At 70.6% G+C, this 15,793-nt stretch carries 13 protein-coding genes; 8 read left to right on the plus strand and 5 right to left on the minus strand.

The features are described from left to right. Nucleotides 1–44: 44 nt before the first annotated feature. The 3 genes from KOF26_RS14185 to KOF26_RS14195 are packed head-to-tail and all read right to left on the minus strand — an operon-like array spanning nucleotide 45 to nucleotide 2,625. On the minus strand, nucleotides 45–941 hold the full coding sequence (locus KOF26_RS14185) for a LysR substrate-binding domain-containing protein (protein ID WP_216326325.1): 897 nt from the start codon (nucleotides 939–941) through the stop codon (nucleotides 45–47). A gap of 25 nt (nucleotides 942–966) precedes the next feature. Then, on the minus strand, nucleotides 967–1,407 hold the full coding sequence (locus KOF26_RS14190; protein ID WP_216326329.1) for a hypothetical protein: 441 nt from the start codon (nucleotides 1,405–1,407) through the stop codon (nucleotides 967–969). Nucleotides 1,408–1,416: 9 nt separating this feature from the next. Next, complete coding sequence (locus tag KOF26_RS14195; RefSeq protein ID WP_216326859.1) at nucleotides 1,417–2,625, minus strand: molybdopterin-dependent oxidoreductase; 1,209 nt, start codon at nucleotides 2,623–2,625, stop codon at nucleotides 1,417–1,419. Nucleotides 2,626–2,857: 232 nt separating this feature from the next. Here KOF26_RS14195 and KOF26_RS14200 point away from each other — a divergent pair, with 232 nt between their 5' ends. Next, nucleotides 2,858–3,199 carry a VOC family protein gene (locus tag KOF26_RS14200; protein WP_216326332.1) on the plus strand — a complete coding sequence of 114 codons (342 nt, stop codon included), beginning with the start codon at nucleotides 2,858–2,860 and terminating at the stop codon, nucleotides 3,197–3,199. 2 nt (nucleotides 3,200–3,201) lie between these two features. On the opposite strand, the gene KOF26_RS14205 is transcribed toward KOF26_RS14200, so the two are convergent. Together KOF26_RS14205 and KOF26_RS14210 are read right to left on the minus strand one after the other, a co-directional pair. Then, on the minus strand, nucleotides 3,202–5,418 hold the full coding sequence (locus KOF26_RS14205; RefSeq protein WP_253201466.1) for a lytic transglycosylase domain-containing protein: 2,217 nt from the start codon (nucleotides 5,416–5,418) through the stop codon (nucleotides 3,202–3,204). Next, nucleotides 5,418–6,134: a uracil-DNA glycosylase gene (locus KOF26_RS14210; RefSeq protein ID WP_216326335.1), complete on the minus strand. Its 717-nt coding sequence runs from the start codon at nucleotides 6,132–6,134 to the stop codon at nucleotides 5,418–5,420. Before KOF26_RS14210 ends, KOF26_RS14205 begins: the two co-directional genes overlap by 1 nt. Nucleotides 6,135–6,252: 118 nt before the next feature. Here KOF26_RS14210 and KOF26_RS14215 point away from each other — a divergent pair, with 118 nt between their 5' ends. From KOF26_RS14215 to KOF26_RS14245, 7 genes are all read left to right on the plus strand, one after another. Then, entirely contained in the window at nucleotides 6,253–7,902 is a 1,650-nt protein-coding gene (locus KOF26_RS14215) for an electron transfer flavoprotein-ubiquinone oxidoreductase (RefSeq protein ID WP_216326338.1), read from the plus strand. A gap of 4 nt (nucleotides 7,903–7,906) precedes the next feature. Next, nucleotides 7,907–9,616 carry a tetratricopeptide repeat protein gene (locus tag KOF26_RS14220; protein WP_216326342.1) on the plus strand — a complete coding sequence of 570 codons (1,710 nt, stop codon included), beginning with the start codon at nucleotides 7,907–7,909 and terminating at the stop codon, nucleotides 9,614–9,616. Continuing rightward, nucleotides 9,613–10,437: a 4-(cytidine 5'-diphospho)-2-C-methyl-D-erythritol kinase gene (locus KOF26_RS14225; protein ID WP_435876859.1), complete on the plus strand. Its 825-nt coding sequence runs from the start codon at nucleotides 9,613–9,615 to the stop codon at nucleotides 10,435–10,437. Before KOF26_RS14220 ends, KOF26_RS14225 begins: the two co-directional genes overlap by 4 nt. A gap of 83 nt (nucleotides 10,438–10,520) precedes the next feature. Then, nucleotides 10,521–11,282, plus strand: coding sequence for an N-formylglutamate amidohydrolase (locus tag KOF26_RS14230; protein ID WP_435876863.1), 762 nt, complete (start codon nucleotides 10,521–10,523; stop codon nucleotides 11,280–11,282). Between the two features lie 40 nt (nucleotides 11,283–11,322). Then, a complete protein-coding gene (ilvD, locus tag KOF26_RS14235; RefSeq protein ID WP_216326350.1) occupies nucleotides 11,323–13,041 on the plus strand; it encodes a dihydroxy-acid dehydratase in 1,719 nt (572 codons plus the stop codon). A gap of 94 nt (nucleotides 13,042–13,135) precedes the next feature. After that, nucleotides 13,136–14,530, plus strand: coding sequence for an NAD(P)H-hydrate dehydratase (locus KOF26_RS14240; protein WP_216326353.1), 1,395 nt, complete (start codon nucleotides 13,136–13,138; stop codon nucleotides 14,528–14,530). Beyond that, nucleotides 14,521–15,723, plus strand: coding sequence for a class I SAM-dependent RNA methyltransferase (locus KOF26_RS14245; protein WP_216326355.1), 1,203 nt, complete (start codon nucleotides 14,521–14,523; stop codon nucleotides 15,721–15,723). Before KOF26_RS14240 ends, KOF26_RS14245 begins: the two co-directional genes overlap by 10 nt. Nucleotides 15,724–15,793 lie beyond the last annotated feature (70 nt).

Raw genomic sequence — 15,793 nt, forward strand, 5'->3', positions numbered from 1 at the left:
CCACATATGAGCCGGCCGGGCGGCGGGATGGCCCTGGCGTAGCGTCAAGGCCCGCCCGCCCCCTGGGCGCAGATCGTCTCGCGGATGAGGTCGAGCAGGGCATCGGCGGCGCGACTGCGATAGCGCTCCTTGTGCCGCAGCCCGAAAAAGGGGCGGCCCGGTAGGGTCAGCGGAAGGGCGGCGAGGGCGCCGGTGGCCACCGACGGCGCCACGACCAGCGCGGACAGCGCCGCCACCCCGGCCCCGGCCTCGACCGCGCTGCGCACCGCCTCGTTCGAGGGCAGAACGAGCGCGACATCCAGCGCGGCCGGCTCGACGCCAAGGCCACGCAACGCCTCCTCGAACGAGGAGCGGGTGCCCGACCCCGGCTCGCGCATGATCCAGCGCGCTGCCCGCAGCCAGGGGGCGTCGACCGAAAGAGGCCCCTCCTCGGCGGCGACGAGCATCAGCCGGTCGGCCGCGATCGGCCAGAGCGCGAGTGCCGGATCATCGATCACGCCCTCGACGAACCCCAGCTCCGCGGTGCCGTTTCGCACCGCCTCGGCCGCACGATCGGTATTGGCGATGGCCAGCTGCACGTCGACCGACGGATAGCGGAGGCGGAAGGCGGCGAGATGGCGGGGCAGCCAGTAGCTGGCGATCGTCTGGCTGGCGACCAGCCGCAACGTACCGCGCTTGAGCGCGCCAAGATCGGCCAGCGCCTGCGCGGCGCTGGCGGCGCGGCCGAGCACTGCGCGCGCCTCGACGAGGAGGATCTGCCCGGCGTCGGTCAGCTCGATCCGGCGGCCGACACGGTGGAACAGAGCCACGCCGTGGCGCGCCTCCAGCGCGGCGATCGCCGCGCTCGCCGCCGACTGGGTGATATTAAGCGCCTCGGCGGCGCGGGTGACATGCTCCAGTTCCGCCACCCTGACGAAGATGCGCAACTGTTCGAGCGTCATGCCTGATGCCCGAGGCTGAACCGGATCATTTAGCCGTCGTCTCGCGCTTCTCGTCGGCCGGCAGCCTTGCGCTGACGGCCGTGAGATAGGCGACGATGTCCGGTATCGCGGCCGCCGGGATCGGCGCCTTGTAGGCGTCGCGCATCTTCTCGACGATTGCCTGCCACTGGCCGGCGCTCAGTCTCGGCTGGGTGAGCGCCATGCTCGCCGAATGGCAGGCGAGGCAATTGTCGTTGACCGCGTCGGCATGCGGGCCGTCCGGGAAGGTCGGTTCGTCGGCGCCGAGCTCGATCGCGGCCGAGCGCAGGGTGACGCCGCCGCCCGTTGCGCGGGCCGGGGCGATGCCCGTTCCCGCCTGGAGCGGCGCCGCCGCCGCGACGCGACGCGGCGTGCCCATCGCCGCGAGTGCGAGCATTGCCGCCAGCGCCGCGCCGCCGCCGATGAGTCTGGTCGTGATATCGCGCATCGCCGGGCCTCAGCTCAGGGTAATGGTGGTGGTCTCGACGCAGCCGCGCATGAAGCCGCCCGGATTCCAGTTCGGCGCCATCGGTTGGGTGACGCCGGCGCCATTGGTGCAGCGGCTCATCAGCGTCACCGTGCCCGGTCCGGGCATGCGGACATCGGCATCGAAGCGCCGGAAGCCGTATCTGCCCTCATCCGGCCCCAGCCTCGCGGGCTGCCAGGTCCGCCCGCCATCCGCCGACAGGTCGACACGCGCCACGCCGCTGTCGCCGCCCATGGCGATCCCGCCCATCGCCAATCGGGGGGCAAAGGCCAGCCTCGCCTCATCGGACCAGCTGGTGATCCACGAACGCGGCACCATCCGGTTGATCGGCACGGACGGGAAGTCCTTGGTCTCGGGCGACACGTTCGCGTTGGGCGTGTCCGGGATCTTGTAGGCCTTGGCCATCCAATAGCCGTCATCGGGGTGATCCAGCACCTCGATGTCGTTCAGCATCTTCATCCAATAGGTCGAATACCAGCCCGGCACGACGAGACGCACCGGGAAGCCGTTGAGCAGGGGAAGCTGCTCGCCGTTCATCTGGAAGGCGATCATCACCTCGCCGTCGCGGGCATGATCGAGGGCCAGCGACTTCGCGAAATCGGGCGCCTCCGGCACCAGAGGCTGATCGAGCGCACCGAACCGCACTGTCGTCGCACCGGGCCGGACACCGGCGAGATCGAGCAGGTGGCGAAGGCTGACACCCAGCCATTTGGCGTTGCCCATCGCGCCATGCCGCCACTGCGCGCCGGGAACCCGCGGCTGGAACAGCCCGCGCGAATTGCCCGAGCACTGGTTCACCGCGGCCAGCTCAACCCGCGGCATGCGCAGCAACTCGTCGAGGCTGACCGAGAGAGGCCGGCCGACATGCCCCCGCACGGCAATGCGATAGCGCGCGACGTCGATGGAGGTCGGGATGTCGGCCCAGTGCCAGCGCACGAAGAAGCGGTCATTGGGGGTGAACACGCTCCCGTCGAACACCTCCATCGGCGTCTCGAGGAGCGGCGGCCGGGCGCGCTGGAGGATCATCGCGCCCTTCTGCGGGAAGGCGCTGGTCATCGGCCTTGTCGACGGTCCTCCCGGGAACCGCAGATCGACCAGCGACTGCGCAAGGGCTGGCGCGGCGAGAAGAGCGCCGCCGCCCGCGCCCAATTCGCTCAAGAAACGCCGCCGCGACCGCATGCGCGCCAGATCGAAGTCGAACACGTCCGTCACATCGCCTCCTGCGCGGGCACTTATCCACGGCGATGATGGGTCCGTCACCCTCATCGGACCAATTTATAATTCCGATGGTTTCGACATGCCGGATATGTCCATTTTTTCGCCCGGCTGCGGTCCGGCAGGTGCGTGCCCCCTCCGTTGACGACGGCCGTGAGGCCGTCTAGAACATAGCGGGAACATTGAGGGGTGAACCATGGCGCGATTAAACTATGTGGAATTGCCGGCGCGCGATGTTGGCAAGGCCAGGGCCTTCTATGAGTCGGCCTTTGGCTGGTCGCTGGCCGAGTTCGGCCCGACCTATGCGGCGACGACCAGCGGCGACACGGACATCGGTCTCCAGGGCGATTTCGCGGAGGCGGCGGCGCTGCCGCTGGCGGTCATCGAGGTCGAGGGGCTGGACGCGGCACTGGCGGCCGTGGAAGCGGCCGGCGGGCGCATCGTCCGGCCGATCTTCGCTTTCCCGGGGGGACGCCGCTTCCACTTCTGCGACCCGGCCGGCAACGAACTCGCCGTCGCCGAAACCGGGGCACATTGAGGCTAGCGCACCGAGGCCTTGGCAGTGACCCCGGTGATCGCCTTCACGCCGGCGCGGGCCTTGGGCAGCTCCTGCTTGAGGATCGGCAGCAGGATCGCGTCGAGGCCACTGCCGGGCGCGGTCGTGCGGGCGCGGACCACGGGCGTTGCCAGCGATTTGGCGACTTCCTTGACCACTGTCAGGCTCTGCGAGCCGGCGGCGGCGGCGCTGGCCAGCGCCCGGGCCGGCGCGCTGGCCAGTGTCGCCGTCGAGGCTGAGGCGGTCGCCGGAACACTGGCCAGCGTCGGCGTGCCGGAGGCGGCATCGCTGCCTCCCGCCGGGGCGCTGGCATCGGCGACCATCACGCCGCTGTCGAACGGCGAACGATCGGGGGCCAGCGGATTGGCGCGGTCATGCGGCATCACCACGGCCATGCGCACCGGCGCCGGCATCGTCCGCTGGATGCGCACCCCGTCCGCCCCGGTCATGCCCGGAAAGCGCGGCCACATGCCTTGCGCCAGCGCGGTCAGGCTCTGTTGCGGCTTGCCCTCCTGACGCTGGTACATCCAATAGTTGCGCAGCACCGTCGCGACATAGGCACGCGTCTCGGTATAAGGGATGCTCTCGATCCACAGCAGCGGATCGCCGCCGTCGCGCGACGACGGATTCCAGCGCTGCACCGCGCCGGGGCCGGCGTTGAAGGCGGCGATCACCTTGGGCAGCAATGCCTCGGTCGCGGGCATGTCGCGCACCCATTGCAGACTCTGCTGGCCATAGGCGAGATTGACTGACGGATCGTTCAGCGTGCCGCGATCGGCGGGGCCGAGGCCCTGGCGGCGGTTCATCAGGTCGGCCGTCGTCGGCAGCACCTGCATCAGGCCGCGCGCGCCGGCGACGCTGACCGCGTCGGTGCGGAACGCGGATTCCTGGAGCGTGTGAGCGTAGACGAGGGCGCGATCCACCTGCCAGCCATTTTGCGGCGTCCAGCCCGGCGCCGGATAGCGCGCGGTGACGTCCGGGCGGAGGCCGTTGGGCGAGTTGTGGGCGAGCCAGATCTGGGTCGCCGGCAGATCGAGCTGGCTTGCGAGATGGAGCAGCGCGCCATGATCGGAGGGTTGGCCGATCTGCGCCTGCCAGCGGATCATCTTGTCGGCCAGCGACAATTCGCCGATCGAGACCAGCGCGACCGCCGCCTGGGCGTTGGAATGCGGCTGCAGCGTCGACCATTCGGCCGGGCCGAGGGCGGCGCGCTTTGCCGGCGGCGGCGGCGCGATGCCCAGCGAGCGCGAGGCGATCAGCCCGTAGAAGGTTTCCGGAATGGCGGCGGCCTGACGAAGCTTGGTCTCGACCCGCTCCGGGTGGCGGCAGACCATGTCGGCGCGGGCCGACCAGAACAGGCCGGCGGCGCGCATCTCGTCGTCGCGGGCATTGCCGGCGACCTGCTGGAAGGCCTGGCCGGCGGCGTCGCACTTGTCCTGCCGCCACGCCGCGAGCCCGGCGACCCAATCCGCCTGGTTGGCGAAATCGCCGATGCCCTGGCCGGCAGTGAGGGCGAGGCGCAGCGCATTCTCGTCATCGCCGGCAAGGTAATAGGTCCAGGCGATGCGCTGTTGCCATTCGGTGCGCGCCTCGGGCGACAGCTGTTCCTGCTCGGTGAGGAGATAGCCTTCCATCTCGCCGGCGCGGTCTTCCTTGACGAGCGGGCGGATCTCCTGCGCCAGCCGGGCGGCGGCGAGATCGGCGGAGTTGGAGCGCGCCGACAGCCGGCGCGGCTGGCCGCGCACCGGCATCATCTGGCGCGGCTGGGGGAGATCGGGAATGACGACATCGCTGCCGCCGCGCTTGCGGAGCAGCGCGGCCAGCTGCGGCGCCTCGGGCAGATCGGGCGCGCGGGCGAGCAGGGCGGAGAGCGCTTCGCTGCTGGCACGCGGGCTGCCCTTGGCGAGCAGCAGCTCGGCGCGCGCGACGGCGTGCAGCGGCCCGTCCCCCATCGCGTCGAGCTGGGCGGTGGCCTCGTCCCAGCGGCTCGATCGGATTGCCGAGAAGATGGCGCGATAGCCGTCGCGCTGTGCGTCGGTGAGGATCTGGGCGGAGGGCGTGGAGGTGCCGGCGACGGGCTGCGGGGTGGCCGCGGCCGGGCCGGTCGATGCAAACGGGCCGGACGTCGGCGTCATCTCTTCGGCGAGGGCCGGCGCCGCGAGCGCGGTCAGGGCCACGCCGATCAGCAGAGGACGGATCATCATTGCTCCCCTTTGAGCATCAGCCGCAAATCGGCCCAGGCGCCCGCCTTCATGGCCGGTGCGCCGAGCAGCACTTGCGGGTTAAATGTGGCAATAGTCGGGATGCCGTTGATATTGTGTAATCTCCCCCGCGCATCGGCATGGCCGAGGCCGAGCATCGCTTCCGCCGCTTGCGCGCCGAACAGGATGAGCCGATCGGGCTTGACCAGAGCGAGCTGATGCCGCGCCATCGCGGCGAGCGGCGCGAGATGCTGCGCAGCGATGCGTCCGCCGGCCGGGCGCGCCGGGCTGAGCGGAGCCAGCCAGGTGCCGTCGCGCGCGGCGCCGATCGCGGCGAGCATGCGATCGAGCAGTCGCCCGGCCGCACCGGACAGCAGCCGACCTTCCTCGGCATCCTCCTGTCCCGGCATGTCGACGAGGATCATGAGCGCCGCCGTGGCGTCGCCCTCGGGAGCAACGCGGCGCAGGCGCGGCCCGAGCAGGGCGTCGTCGTCATGCCCGGCCAGCCATTGCACGAAGCCGTCCAGCGTGTCGGGCAGCGCCGGCTGGGCGGCGGCCTCGACGGCGGGCACCTCGGCAGCCGCCGGCGGCGGCGCAATCGGCCTTAGCCAGTCACGCGCGTCCTCGGCGACGGCCATATCGACCCCCGCCAAAACCCACCAGTCGAGGACGCTCGCGACCTCGGCGTGGAGCCTTTCTCCATCCCCTGCTCGCATTGCGCGCATAGACACAGAGGTTGACGCCGTCGTCAATCTCAGGGCACGGCCAGGCGTGGCGGAATGGTTACCGCGTGCGACGGACGGACGATCACGCCCGTCGCGAGAGGAAGTTGCGATGTCTGACCGGGAATCAATGGATTATGATGTGGTGGTCGTCGGCGCCGGCCCGGCCGGCCTCGCCGCTGCGATCCGCCTCAAGCAATTGAGCCAGGCCGAAGGACGCGAAGTCTCGGTTTGCGTGCTGGAGAAGGGCTCGGAGGTCGGCGCCCATATCCTGTCCGGCGCGGTGATCGACCCGATTGCCCTCGACGAGTTGCTCCCCGACTGGCGGGAGGGTGATTGCCCCCTCACGGTGCCGGTAAGCGAGAACCACCATTGGCTGTTGAGCGAGACGAAGCGGTATCCGATGCCGCATCTGCTGCTGCCACCGCTGATGAGCAACAAGGGCACCTATACCGGCTCGCTCGGCAATCTCTGCCGCTGGCTGGCCGGGCAGGCCGAGGCGTTGGGCGTGGAGATTTTCCCCGGCTTCGCGGCGGCGGAGATCCTGTTCGACGATGTCGGCGCGGTGAAAGGCGTCGCCACCGGCGACATGGGCGTGGCGCGCGACGGCACACACAAGCCCGACTACCAGCCCGGCATGGAACTGCACGCGAAATACACCTTCTTCGCGGAGGGCGCGCGCGGCCATCTCACCAAGGAATTGAAGCGCATCTTCGCGCTGGACGCCGACAGCCAGCCGCAGGTCTATGGCCTCGGTCTCAAGGAATTGTGGGAGATTCCAGCCGACAAGCACGTCCCCGGCCGCGTCATCCATACCCAGGGCTGGCCACTCAACGACGAGGTGGGCGGCGGCTTTCTCTATCATCAGGAGAATAATCAGGTCGCGCTCGGCTTCGTCGTCGGCCTCTCCTATCGCAACCCGCATCTCTCGCCGTTCGAGGAGTTCCAGCGCTGGAAGCAGCATCCGGCCATCCGCGGCATCATCGAGGGCGGGCGGCGCGTCTCCTACGGCGCGCGGGCGATCAACGAGGGCGGGTGGCAATCCGTGCCGAAACTGGTGTTCCCCGGCGGCGCGCTGATCGGCTGCTCGGCGGGGTTCGTCAACGTGCCGCGCATCAAGGGCAGTCATACGGCGATGAAATCCGGCATGCTCGCTGCCGAGGCCGCCTTCGCCGCGCTGGGCATCGACCGCACCGGGGATGAGCTGTCCGCCTATCCGGCGACGCTCGAGACGAGCTGGATCGCGAGGGAGCTGAAGACCGTCCGCAACGCCGAGCCGGCGCTGGCGCGCTTCGGCGCGGCGGTGGGCACGATGTGGTCCGGCATCGACATGTGGATGCGCACCATCGGCATCGGCCTGCCGTATACGCTGCGCCATCACCCCGACAATGAGGGGCTGCTGCGCAAGGACCTCGCCAGGCCGATCGCCTATCCGAAGCCCGATGGGGTGATCAGCTTCGATCGGCTGTCCTCGGTGTTCCTGTCGAACACCAATCACGAGGAGGATCAGCCGATCCACCTGACGCTCAAGGATGCGTCGGTGCCGATCGACGTCAACCTGCGCCTGTATGACGCGCCGGAGCAGCGCTATTGCCCGGCCGGAGTCTATGAAATCGTCGGCCAGGAGACGGGCGCCCCCCGGCTTCAGATCAACGCGCAGAACTGCGTTCACTGCAAGACCTGCGACATCAAGGACCCGACCCAGAACATCAACTGGGTGGTGCCCGAGGGCGGCGGGGGGCCGAACTATCCCAATATGTGATGGCATGGCGGGTCTTCGCCCGGCGGCGGAAGCGGGCTACAAGGTGGCCATGATCCGTTTCCGCCCGCTCGCTGCCGCGCCGCTCGCCCTGGCCCTCATCGCCGCCCCGGCCGCCGCGGTGGACCGCGCGCCCGATCGCACGGCGGCCACCGATTACGTCCTCGCCCGCGCCGCCGATGCGAATGGCGACCTCAACCGCGCCGCCGCCGGCTATGCCGCCGCCTATGCGCTGACCCCGGACGCGCGGCTGGGTAGCCGGGTCTATCGGCAGGCGGTGTCGGCCGGCGATTTCCGCGCCGCGCTCGCCGCTGCGCGCAACCTCCAGGCCGCCGACGCGCTGCCGTCCGACGGGCGGCTGCTGCTGATCGCGGAGGCCGTGCAGCGCCGGGACTGGGCGCGCGCCCGCGCCGCGCTGGCCGCCATGCCCGATGGCGACGTGTTCGGTTTCCTGACGCCGATCATCCAGGCGTGGATCAGTTTCGGCGAGGGCAAGGATCCGATGCCGCTGCTGGTGCCCGGCAAGGGCGGGGCTATCGCGCTTCCCTATATCGCCGAGCATCGCGCGCTGCTGCTCATCGCCGGGGGCAGGATGGCCGAAGGCATCTCCCAGCTTGCGACCATGTCCGCGACCCGCGGCGGCCGCGAGGTTCGCCTGCGGCTGGCGGCCGCGGCGGCGCTCGACCCGTCCAAGCCCGACGAGCGCACCCGCGCGCTCGCCGTGCTGCAGGGCGATGACGCGCTGTTCGTCGAGGCGCGCGCGATCGTCTCGGCGGGACGGCGGCTACCCGGTGCAATCCGGACGCCGGCGGCCGGCATGGGCGAGCTGCTCACCCGCGTCGCCGCCGATCTCAATCGCGACCGGGTGACGCCGGTGGCGCTGTCGCTGGCGCGGATCGCCACCTTCCTCGATCCTGACAATGCCGAGAGCTGGCTGGTGACGACCACCCTGCTTGCCGGCGTCGGGCTCAACGATCTTGCGCTCGACGCGCTGGGCAGGGTCGCCGCCGACGATCCCTTCGCCACCGCCGCCCGCGACCTGCGCCTGCGCCTGCTGGTGCGGGAGGATCGCGCCGAGGAGGCACTCGGTCTCGCCCGCGCCGCGGCCACCGCCAAGGGTGCCGGCGCGGCCGAATGGACCCGTGTCGGCGATATCCTCAACCAACTCGACAAGCCGGCGGACGCCGCCGACGCCTATGGCAAGGCGATCGCGCTTTCCGAGGCGAATCCCGATCCGGCCGGTTCCGGCCTTGCCGTGCTGTGGCTGTTGCGCGGCGGTGCGCTGGAGCGGGCAGGCGACTGGGCGGCCGCCCGGCCGGCGCTGGAAAAGGCCGTGGCGATGGCACCCGACTCCGCCGCGGCGCTCAACTATCTCGGCTATGCCCGGCTGGAACGGGGCGAGGACATCGCCGGCGCCGCGCAGCTGATCGAAAAGGCCAATCGCCTCGCGCCCGACGATCCGGCGATCACCGATTCGCTCGGCTGGGCCTATTATCGCCTCGGTCGCCTGCCGCAGGCGATCTCCACGCTGGAAAAGGCGGTGGCCGGCGAGCCGGGCGACGCCGACATCAACGATCATCTCGGCGACGCCTATTGGGCCGCCGGGCGCCGTTTCGAGGCGCGCTATGCATGGCGCGCAGCCTCGGTCTACGCCAGCGACGACAAGAAGGGCCGGCTGCTCGCGAAGATCGAGAACGGGCCGCCCGCCCGCCCGTGATCGGATCGGAAACGGCGTTCGCGAAGCTCAATCTCGCGCTCCATGTCCGGGGGCGGGAACCTGACGGTTATCACCGGCTGGAGACGCTGTTCGCCTTTTGCGAAGATGGCGACACGGTGGCGCTGGCCGGCGAGGGCGCCGTGCCGCTGGCCATTACGGGTGAGTTTGCCGATGGCCTTTCAGCCGGCCCGGACAATCTTGTCCGCCGCGCCGCGGATGGCATTGCCGCCCTGTTCGGGCTGACCGCGCCGCCGCTGACCCTCGTCAAGCGCCTGCCGGTGGCGGCCGGCATCGGCGGCGGGTCGGCGGATGCGGCGGCCGCGCTGCGGCTGATCGCGCGGATCAATGGCATCGACCCCGGCGATGCGCGCCTGATGACGCTTGCCGCCACGCTCGGCGCCGATGTGCCGGCCTGCCTCGTGTCGCGGCCGGTGCTCGGCCTGGGGCGGGGCGATGTGCTCGCGCCGGCTGGCGATGCTGAACTGGCCGGCCTGCCCGTTCTCCTCGTCAATCCGCGCGTGCCGCTGGCGACGGGTCCGGTGTTCGCCGCGTGGGACCGGCAGGACCGCGGCCCGCTCGGCCCCGACTGGCGGACGGGGCGCAACGATCTCCAGGCGCCGGCGGTGACGCTGGTGCCAATGATCGCGGATGTGCTGGCGGCGTTGGCCGCGCAGCCGGGGGTGACGCTGGCGCGCATGTCGGGTTCGGGCGCCACCTGCTTCGCGTTGTTCGCCGACGAGGCCGCCCGCGATGCGGCGGCGGTCGCGATCGACCGGCGCTGGTGGCGGCTGGCGACGCGGCTTCGCACCCTGTCGCCCTGAACCTGGTCCAGGGTCCGCAACGGGTGGCCCGCAGATGCCCGGGCGCGTTCAGCATGACGACAAGGTTTCGAAGGGGCTCCGTGATCATTCCCCGCCATGATGATGGCCTTCCGCATCGCATCCCGGGCGACATCGCGACCGGCCTGTTGCTCATCGCCGATCACGCCTCCAATCACGTCCCGCCGGATATCGACCTCGGCGTTGCGCCGTCGCTTCTGGACGAGCATGTCGCCATCGATATCGGGGTCGCGCCCCTCGCGCGGGCGTTGTGCGCGGCGCTCGGTTGCCCCGCATTGCTCGCCAGCGTCTCGCGGCTCGTCGTCGATCTCAACCGGATCGAAGACGCGCCCGGTCTCGTGCCGGCGATCAGCGACGGCTACGCCATCCCCGGCAACGCCGCGCTCGACGCGGCCGGCCGCGCGGCAAGGGTGGCGCGTTTCTGGCGGCCGTGGCACGCAGCCATCGCCGAGACCATCGCCGCGGCGCCGCCGGCGCTGATCCTGTCGCTGCACAGCTTCACGCCGCGTCTCGCCGCCGATCCGCGGATAGAGCGGCCTTGGCAGGTCGGCGTGCTCTACAATCAGGACGAGCGCGCCGCCCGGCTGGCGATCCCGGCGCTGATCGCGGCGGGCGTCGTCACGGGCGACAACGAACCCTATTCGGGCCGCGTCCTCAACTACACGATGGACCGCCACGCCGAGGCGAACGGAATCCCCTACCTCGGCCTCGAAGTGCGGCAGGATCTCATCGCCGACCCCGGCGGGGTCGCCCGATGGTGCAATATTATTGCGCCAATTGCGGCATCTGTAATTCAGAACTTGCGCGAGGGGCGGGTTAAAGGCTAGGCGGCCTGCCGTTCGCCGATCACTAGCCCCGAGAGTCGCAATGCCCCAGTTCGACAAATCCCGCCTGCCCAGCCGCCACGTTTCGGTCGGTCCCGAGCGCGCGCCGCACCGCAGCTACTATTACGCGATGGGCCTGACCGAGGAGGAGATCGCCCGGCCGTTCGTGGCCGTGGCGTCCGCCGGCAATGATTCGGCGCCGTGCAACACCACGCTCGACGAGCAGGCGGATATTTGCCGCGAGGGCGTCATTGCGGGCGGCGGCATGCCGCGCCGCTTCAACACCATCACCGTCACCGACGGCATCGCCATGGGCCATCAGGGCATGAAATCCTCGCTGGTCAGTCGCGAGGTGATCGCGGATTCGGTCGAGCTTTCGGTGCGCGGCCATTGCTATGACGCGCTGGTCGCCTTCGCCGGCTGCGACAAGTCGCTGCCCGGCATGATGATGGCGATGCTCCGGCTGAACGTGCCGGCGATCTTCGTCTATGGCGGCTCGATCCTGCCGGGCCGGTTCGAGGACAAGGACGTCACCGTCGTCGACGTGTTCGAGGTCGTCGGCAAATATGCGGCGGGCGCTTGCCCGCTCAGCCAGGTGCACGCGCTGGAGAAGGTGGCCTGCCCCGGCCATGGTGCCTGCGGCGGCCAGTTCACCGCCAACACCATGGCCTGTGTCGGCGAGGCGATCGGCCTGTCGCTGCCCAACAGCAACATGATGCCCGCGCCCTATCGCGGCCGCGACGAGATCGCGCGCGCGGCGGGGCGGCAGGTGATGGCGATCCTCGAAAAGAATATCCGCCCGCGCGACATCTGCACTCGCGAGGCGTTCGAAAACGCCGCGCGTATCGTCGCGGCGACCGGCGGATCGACCAACGGCGCGCTGCACCTGCCGGCAATGGCCAACGAGGCGGGGATCGACTTCTCGCTGTTCGACGTCGCCGAGATCTTCAAGACGACGCCCTATATCGCCGACCTGAAGCCCGGTGGCCGCTATGTCGCCAAGGACATGCATGAGGCGGGCGGCGTCTACATGCTGATGAAGACCCTGCTTGCCGAGGGCTATCTGCACGGCGATTGCCTGACGGTGACCGGCAAGACGCTCGCCGAGAATATCGACGAGGTGACGTGGAACCCCGATCAGAAGGTGATCTACGACGCGAAGACGCCGATCACCCCAACCGGCGGCGTCGTCGGCCTCAGGGGTAGTCTGGCGCCGGACGGCGCGATCGTGAAGGTCGCCGGCATGCATCGCCTGCAGTTCGAAGGGCCGGCGCGGGTGTTCGATTGCGAGGAGGATGCCTTCGCCGCCGTCGAGAGCCGCGACATCGCCGAGGGTTCGGTGATCATCATCCGCTACGAGGGGCCGAAGGGCGGCCCGGGCATGCGTGAGATGCTGTCGACCACCGCGGCGCTGTACGGGCTGGGGCTGGGCGAGAAGGTGGCGCTGATCACCGACGGGCGCTTCTCGGGCGGCACGCGCGGCTTCTGCATCGGCCATGTCGGGCCGGAGGCGGCCGATGGCGGGCCGATCGCGCTCGTCGAGGATGGCGACCTGATCAGGATCGACGCCGAGGCGGGCACCATCGACCTCGACGTCGCCGAGGACGTGCTGGCCGAGCGCCGCGCAAGGTGGCGGCCGCGCCAGAATGACTATCAGGCCGGCGCCTTGTGGCGCTACGCCCGGAATGTCGGACCGGCGTGGCAGGGCGCGGTGACGCACCCGGGAGCCCGGGCGGAGACGCACGTCTACGCCGATATCTGACGATCCCGCCACCTTGAGCCCGTTCCAGCACGACGGCGGTGGATGTGGGGAGGGTGGGGCTTGATCCCGCGCGCTTCGGGTGAGAGGGCAGGGCATGCCCGCCTCGCCCGACACCATCATCCTCACCGCTGCCGAGACGCGCGCGGCCGAGCAGCGCCTGTTCGACGCCGGCGTCTTGCCCGAGGCGCTCATGGAGCAGGCGGGCAGGGCGGTGGCGGAGATCGTCGCCGCGCGTTTCCCGGGCCGCGCCGTGCTGGTCGCGTGCGGGCCGGGCAATAATGGCGGCGACGGCTATGTGATCGCGCGCGCGCTGGCGGAGCAGGGCTTTGCGGTCCGTGTCGCTGCGCTCGCCGAGCCGCGCACGCCGTCTGCGCAGGCGATGCGGGAGAGGTGGGGCGGGCCGGTCGAGGCGATGTCGGGCAGTCCTGCCCGGGCGGACCTGCTGATCGACGCGTTGTTCGGATCGGGCTCGTTGAGGCCACTCGACGAGGCGGTCGCCGGATGGTTGGAGGCGCTGGACGCCGAGACCATCGTGGCGGTCGATCTGCCGAGCGGCGTCGTCACCGATAGCGGCGCCGTGCCGGGCGGCCATGTCCGCGCTGATCTGACGGTGGCGCTCGGCGTGCTCAAGCCCGCGCATGTCCTCGCCCCGGCGGCACTGGCGTGTGGCGAGACGGTGCTGGCGCCGATCGGGCTGGCGCCGTCCGCCGAGCCGGCGCTGAGCCGCATCGGGCGGCCGACCCTGGCCGGGCCGGATGCCCAGAGCAGCAAATATACGCGCGGCAAGGTCGTCGTGATCGGCGGCGGCATGGCCGGCGCCGCGCATCTCGCCGCGCTCGGCGCGCAGCGTGCCGGTGCCGGCTATGTCGAGCTGGTCATCGACGGGGCGGAAACCGCGCCGCCCTATGCCATCGTCCGCCGGCCGTGGAGCGAGACGGTGCTGGCCGACGAGCGCATCTCGGCGGTCGTCATCGGTCCCGGCCTCGCCGACGACGCGGCGGGACGCGAGCGGCTGGAGGCGGCGCTGGACCTGGCCCGGCCGCTGGTGCTGGACGCCGGGGCGCTCGGCCTGCTGCGCCGGCTCGGCCTGTCGCGGCTTGGCGGCGGCGGCACGCGCGTGTTGACGCCCCATCGGGGTGAGTTCGAGCGGTTGTTCGGGCCGGTCGGCGACGATCCCCTCGTCGCGGTGCGCGATGCGGCGGCGCGGGCCGGCGCGATCGTGCTGCTCAAGGGCGCGACGACGATCGTCGCCCTGCCGGACGGCCGCGCCGCAGTGGCGCCGATCGCCTCGCCATGGCTGGCCAGTGCCGGCACCGGCGACGTGCTGGCCGGCATCATCGGCACGATGCTGGCACAAATCGCCGATCCCTTCGCCGCCGTGCAGGCCGCGCTATGGCTGCACGGGCGGGCCGCTGCGCTCGCCGGCCCGGCGCTGATCGCCGACGATCTGCCGGTGCACCTCCCCGCCGCGCTCGGCGAATGCCTGTGAGCGAGACGATCCGGCGCATCGCCGCCCGTGGCGAAGGCATTACCGACTCCGGCCGCGCCATGCCCTTCGCCGCGCCGGGGGACAGGGTCGAGGGTGACGTGGTCATTCCCGGCCCGCACCATGCCGTGCCGCCTTGCCGGCACTTCCCGATATGCGGCGGCTGCCAGCTCCAGCACGTCGATGACGCCGCCTATGCCGATTTCCTGCGGGAGCGCGTCGCCATTGCGCTGTCCACCCAGGGCCTGGCGGTGCCCGAACTGGCGCCGGCCCATATTTCGCCGCCACGCACCCGTCGCCGCGCCTCGCTCCGCGCCGAACGGCGGGGGCGTCAGATCCTGATCGGGTTCAACGAGGCGGCCAGTCACCGCATCGTCGATCTCGCCGAATGCCATATCCTCCACCCGGAGCTTTTCGCGCTGTTGAAGCCGCTGCGGATGATGCTGCCGGCGCTGCTTGCTGACCGTCGCGCGGCCGGCGTGCAAATGACCCTGACCGATCAGGGCGTCGATCTGCTGCTGGAGAAGGTCGAGGCGGACGGGCTCGCCGCCGCCGAGGCGATCACCGCCTTCGCCGAGCGCCACCGCCTCGCCCGCCTGTCGCTCGACAGCGGCTACGGTCCGGAGGCGCGGTGGGAGCCGGCGGCTGTCACAATTACCCTCGGCGGCGTGCCGGTGTCGCTGCCGCAGGGCGGCTTTCTGCAGGCGACGGCCGACGGCGAGGCGGCGCTCGCCGCGGCCGTCCGCGAAGGCGTAGGTGATGCGCCGACGGTCGCCGATCTCTTTTCCGGCCTCGGCACCTTCGCGCTGCCGCTTTCCGAGACGGCGAGGCTGCTGGCCGTCGAGGGCGCGCGCGATGCCGCGCTGTCGCTGAAGATCGCCGCCGGGCGTGCGCAGCGGCCGGTTTCCGTCGAGCATCGCGACCTGTTCCGGCGGCCGCTGACACCGGACGAGCTGTCCCGCTTCGCGGCCGTGGTCCTCGATCCGCCGCGCGCCGGCGCGCGCGAGCAGGCCGTCGCGCTCGCCGCCTCGACGGTGCCGCGCATCGTCCATGTCTCCTGCAATCCGGCCACCTTCGCGCGTGACGCCAGAACCCTGGTGGACGGCGGCTATCGTCTCGATCGCATCACGCCGGTCGGCCAGTTCCGCTGGTCGACCCATGTCGAACTGGTGGGAGTGTTCACACGCTCGGTATGAGCGGCGTTTACGGATTTCGATGACGCATGCGTAACGATCCGGGTCTATGATCAGGGCGGGTGAGACGGTC

Source organism: Sphingomonas quercus, assembly GCF_018863195.1.
Classification (GTDB): domain Bacteria; phylum Pseudomonadota; class Alphaproteobacteria; order Sphingomonadales; family Sphingomonadaceae; genus Solisphingomonas; species Solisphingomonas quercus.

Coding starts and splice junctions, on each gene's coding strand:
- KOF26_RS14185 (WP_216326325.1), bottom strand. CDS start 941: ATGACGCTCGAACAGTTGCGCATCTTCGTCAGGGTGGCGGAACTGGAG.
- KOF26_RS14190 (WP_216326329.1), bottom strand. CDS start 1,407: ATGCGCGATATCACGACCAGACTCATCGGCGGCGGCGCGGCGCTGGCG.
- KOF26_RS14195 (WP_216326859.1), bottom strand. CDS start 2,625: ATGCGGTCGCGGCGGCGTTTCTTGAGCGAATTGGGCGCGGGCGGCGGC.
- KOF26_RS14200 (WP_216326332.1), top strand. CDS start 2,858: ATGGCGCGATTAAACTATGTGGAATTGCCGGCGCGCGATGTTGGCAAG.
- KOF26_RS14205 (WP_253201466.1), bottom strand. CDS start 5,418: ATGATCCGTCCTCTGCTGATCGGCGTGGCCCTGACCGCGCTCGCGGCG.
- KOF26_RS14210 (WP_216326335.1), bottom strand. CDS start 6,134: ATGCGAGCAGGGGATGGAGAAAGGCTCCACGCCGAGGTCGCGAGCGTC.
- KOF26_RS14215 (WP_216326338.1), top strand. CDS start 6,253: ATGTCTGACCGGGAATCAATGGATTATGATGTGGTGGTCGTCGGCGCC.
- KOF26_RS14220 (WP_216326342.1), top strand. CDS start 7,907: ATGGCGGGTCTTCGCCCGGCGGCGGAAGCGGGCTACAAGGTGGCCATG.
- ilvD (WP_216326350.1), top strand. CDS start 11,323: ATGCCCCAGTTCGACAAATCCCGCCTGCCCAGCCGCCACGTTTCGGTC.
- KOF26_RS14240 (WP_216326353.1), top strand. CDS start 13,136: ATGCCCGCCTCGCCCGACACCATCATCCTCACCGCTGCCGAGACGCGC.
- KOF26_RS14245 (WP_216326355.1), top strand. CDS start 14,521: ATGCCTGTGAGCGAGACGATCCGGCGCATCGCCGCCCGTGGCGAAGGC.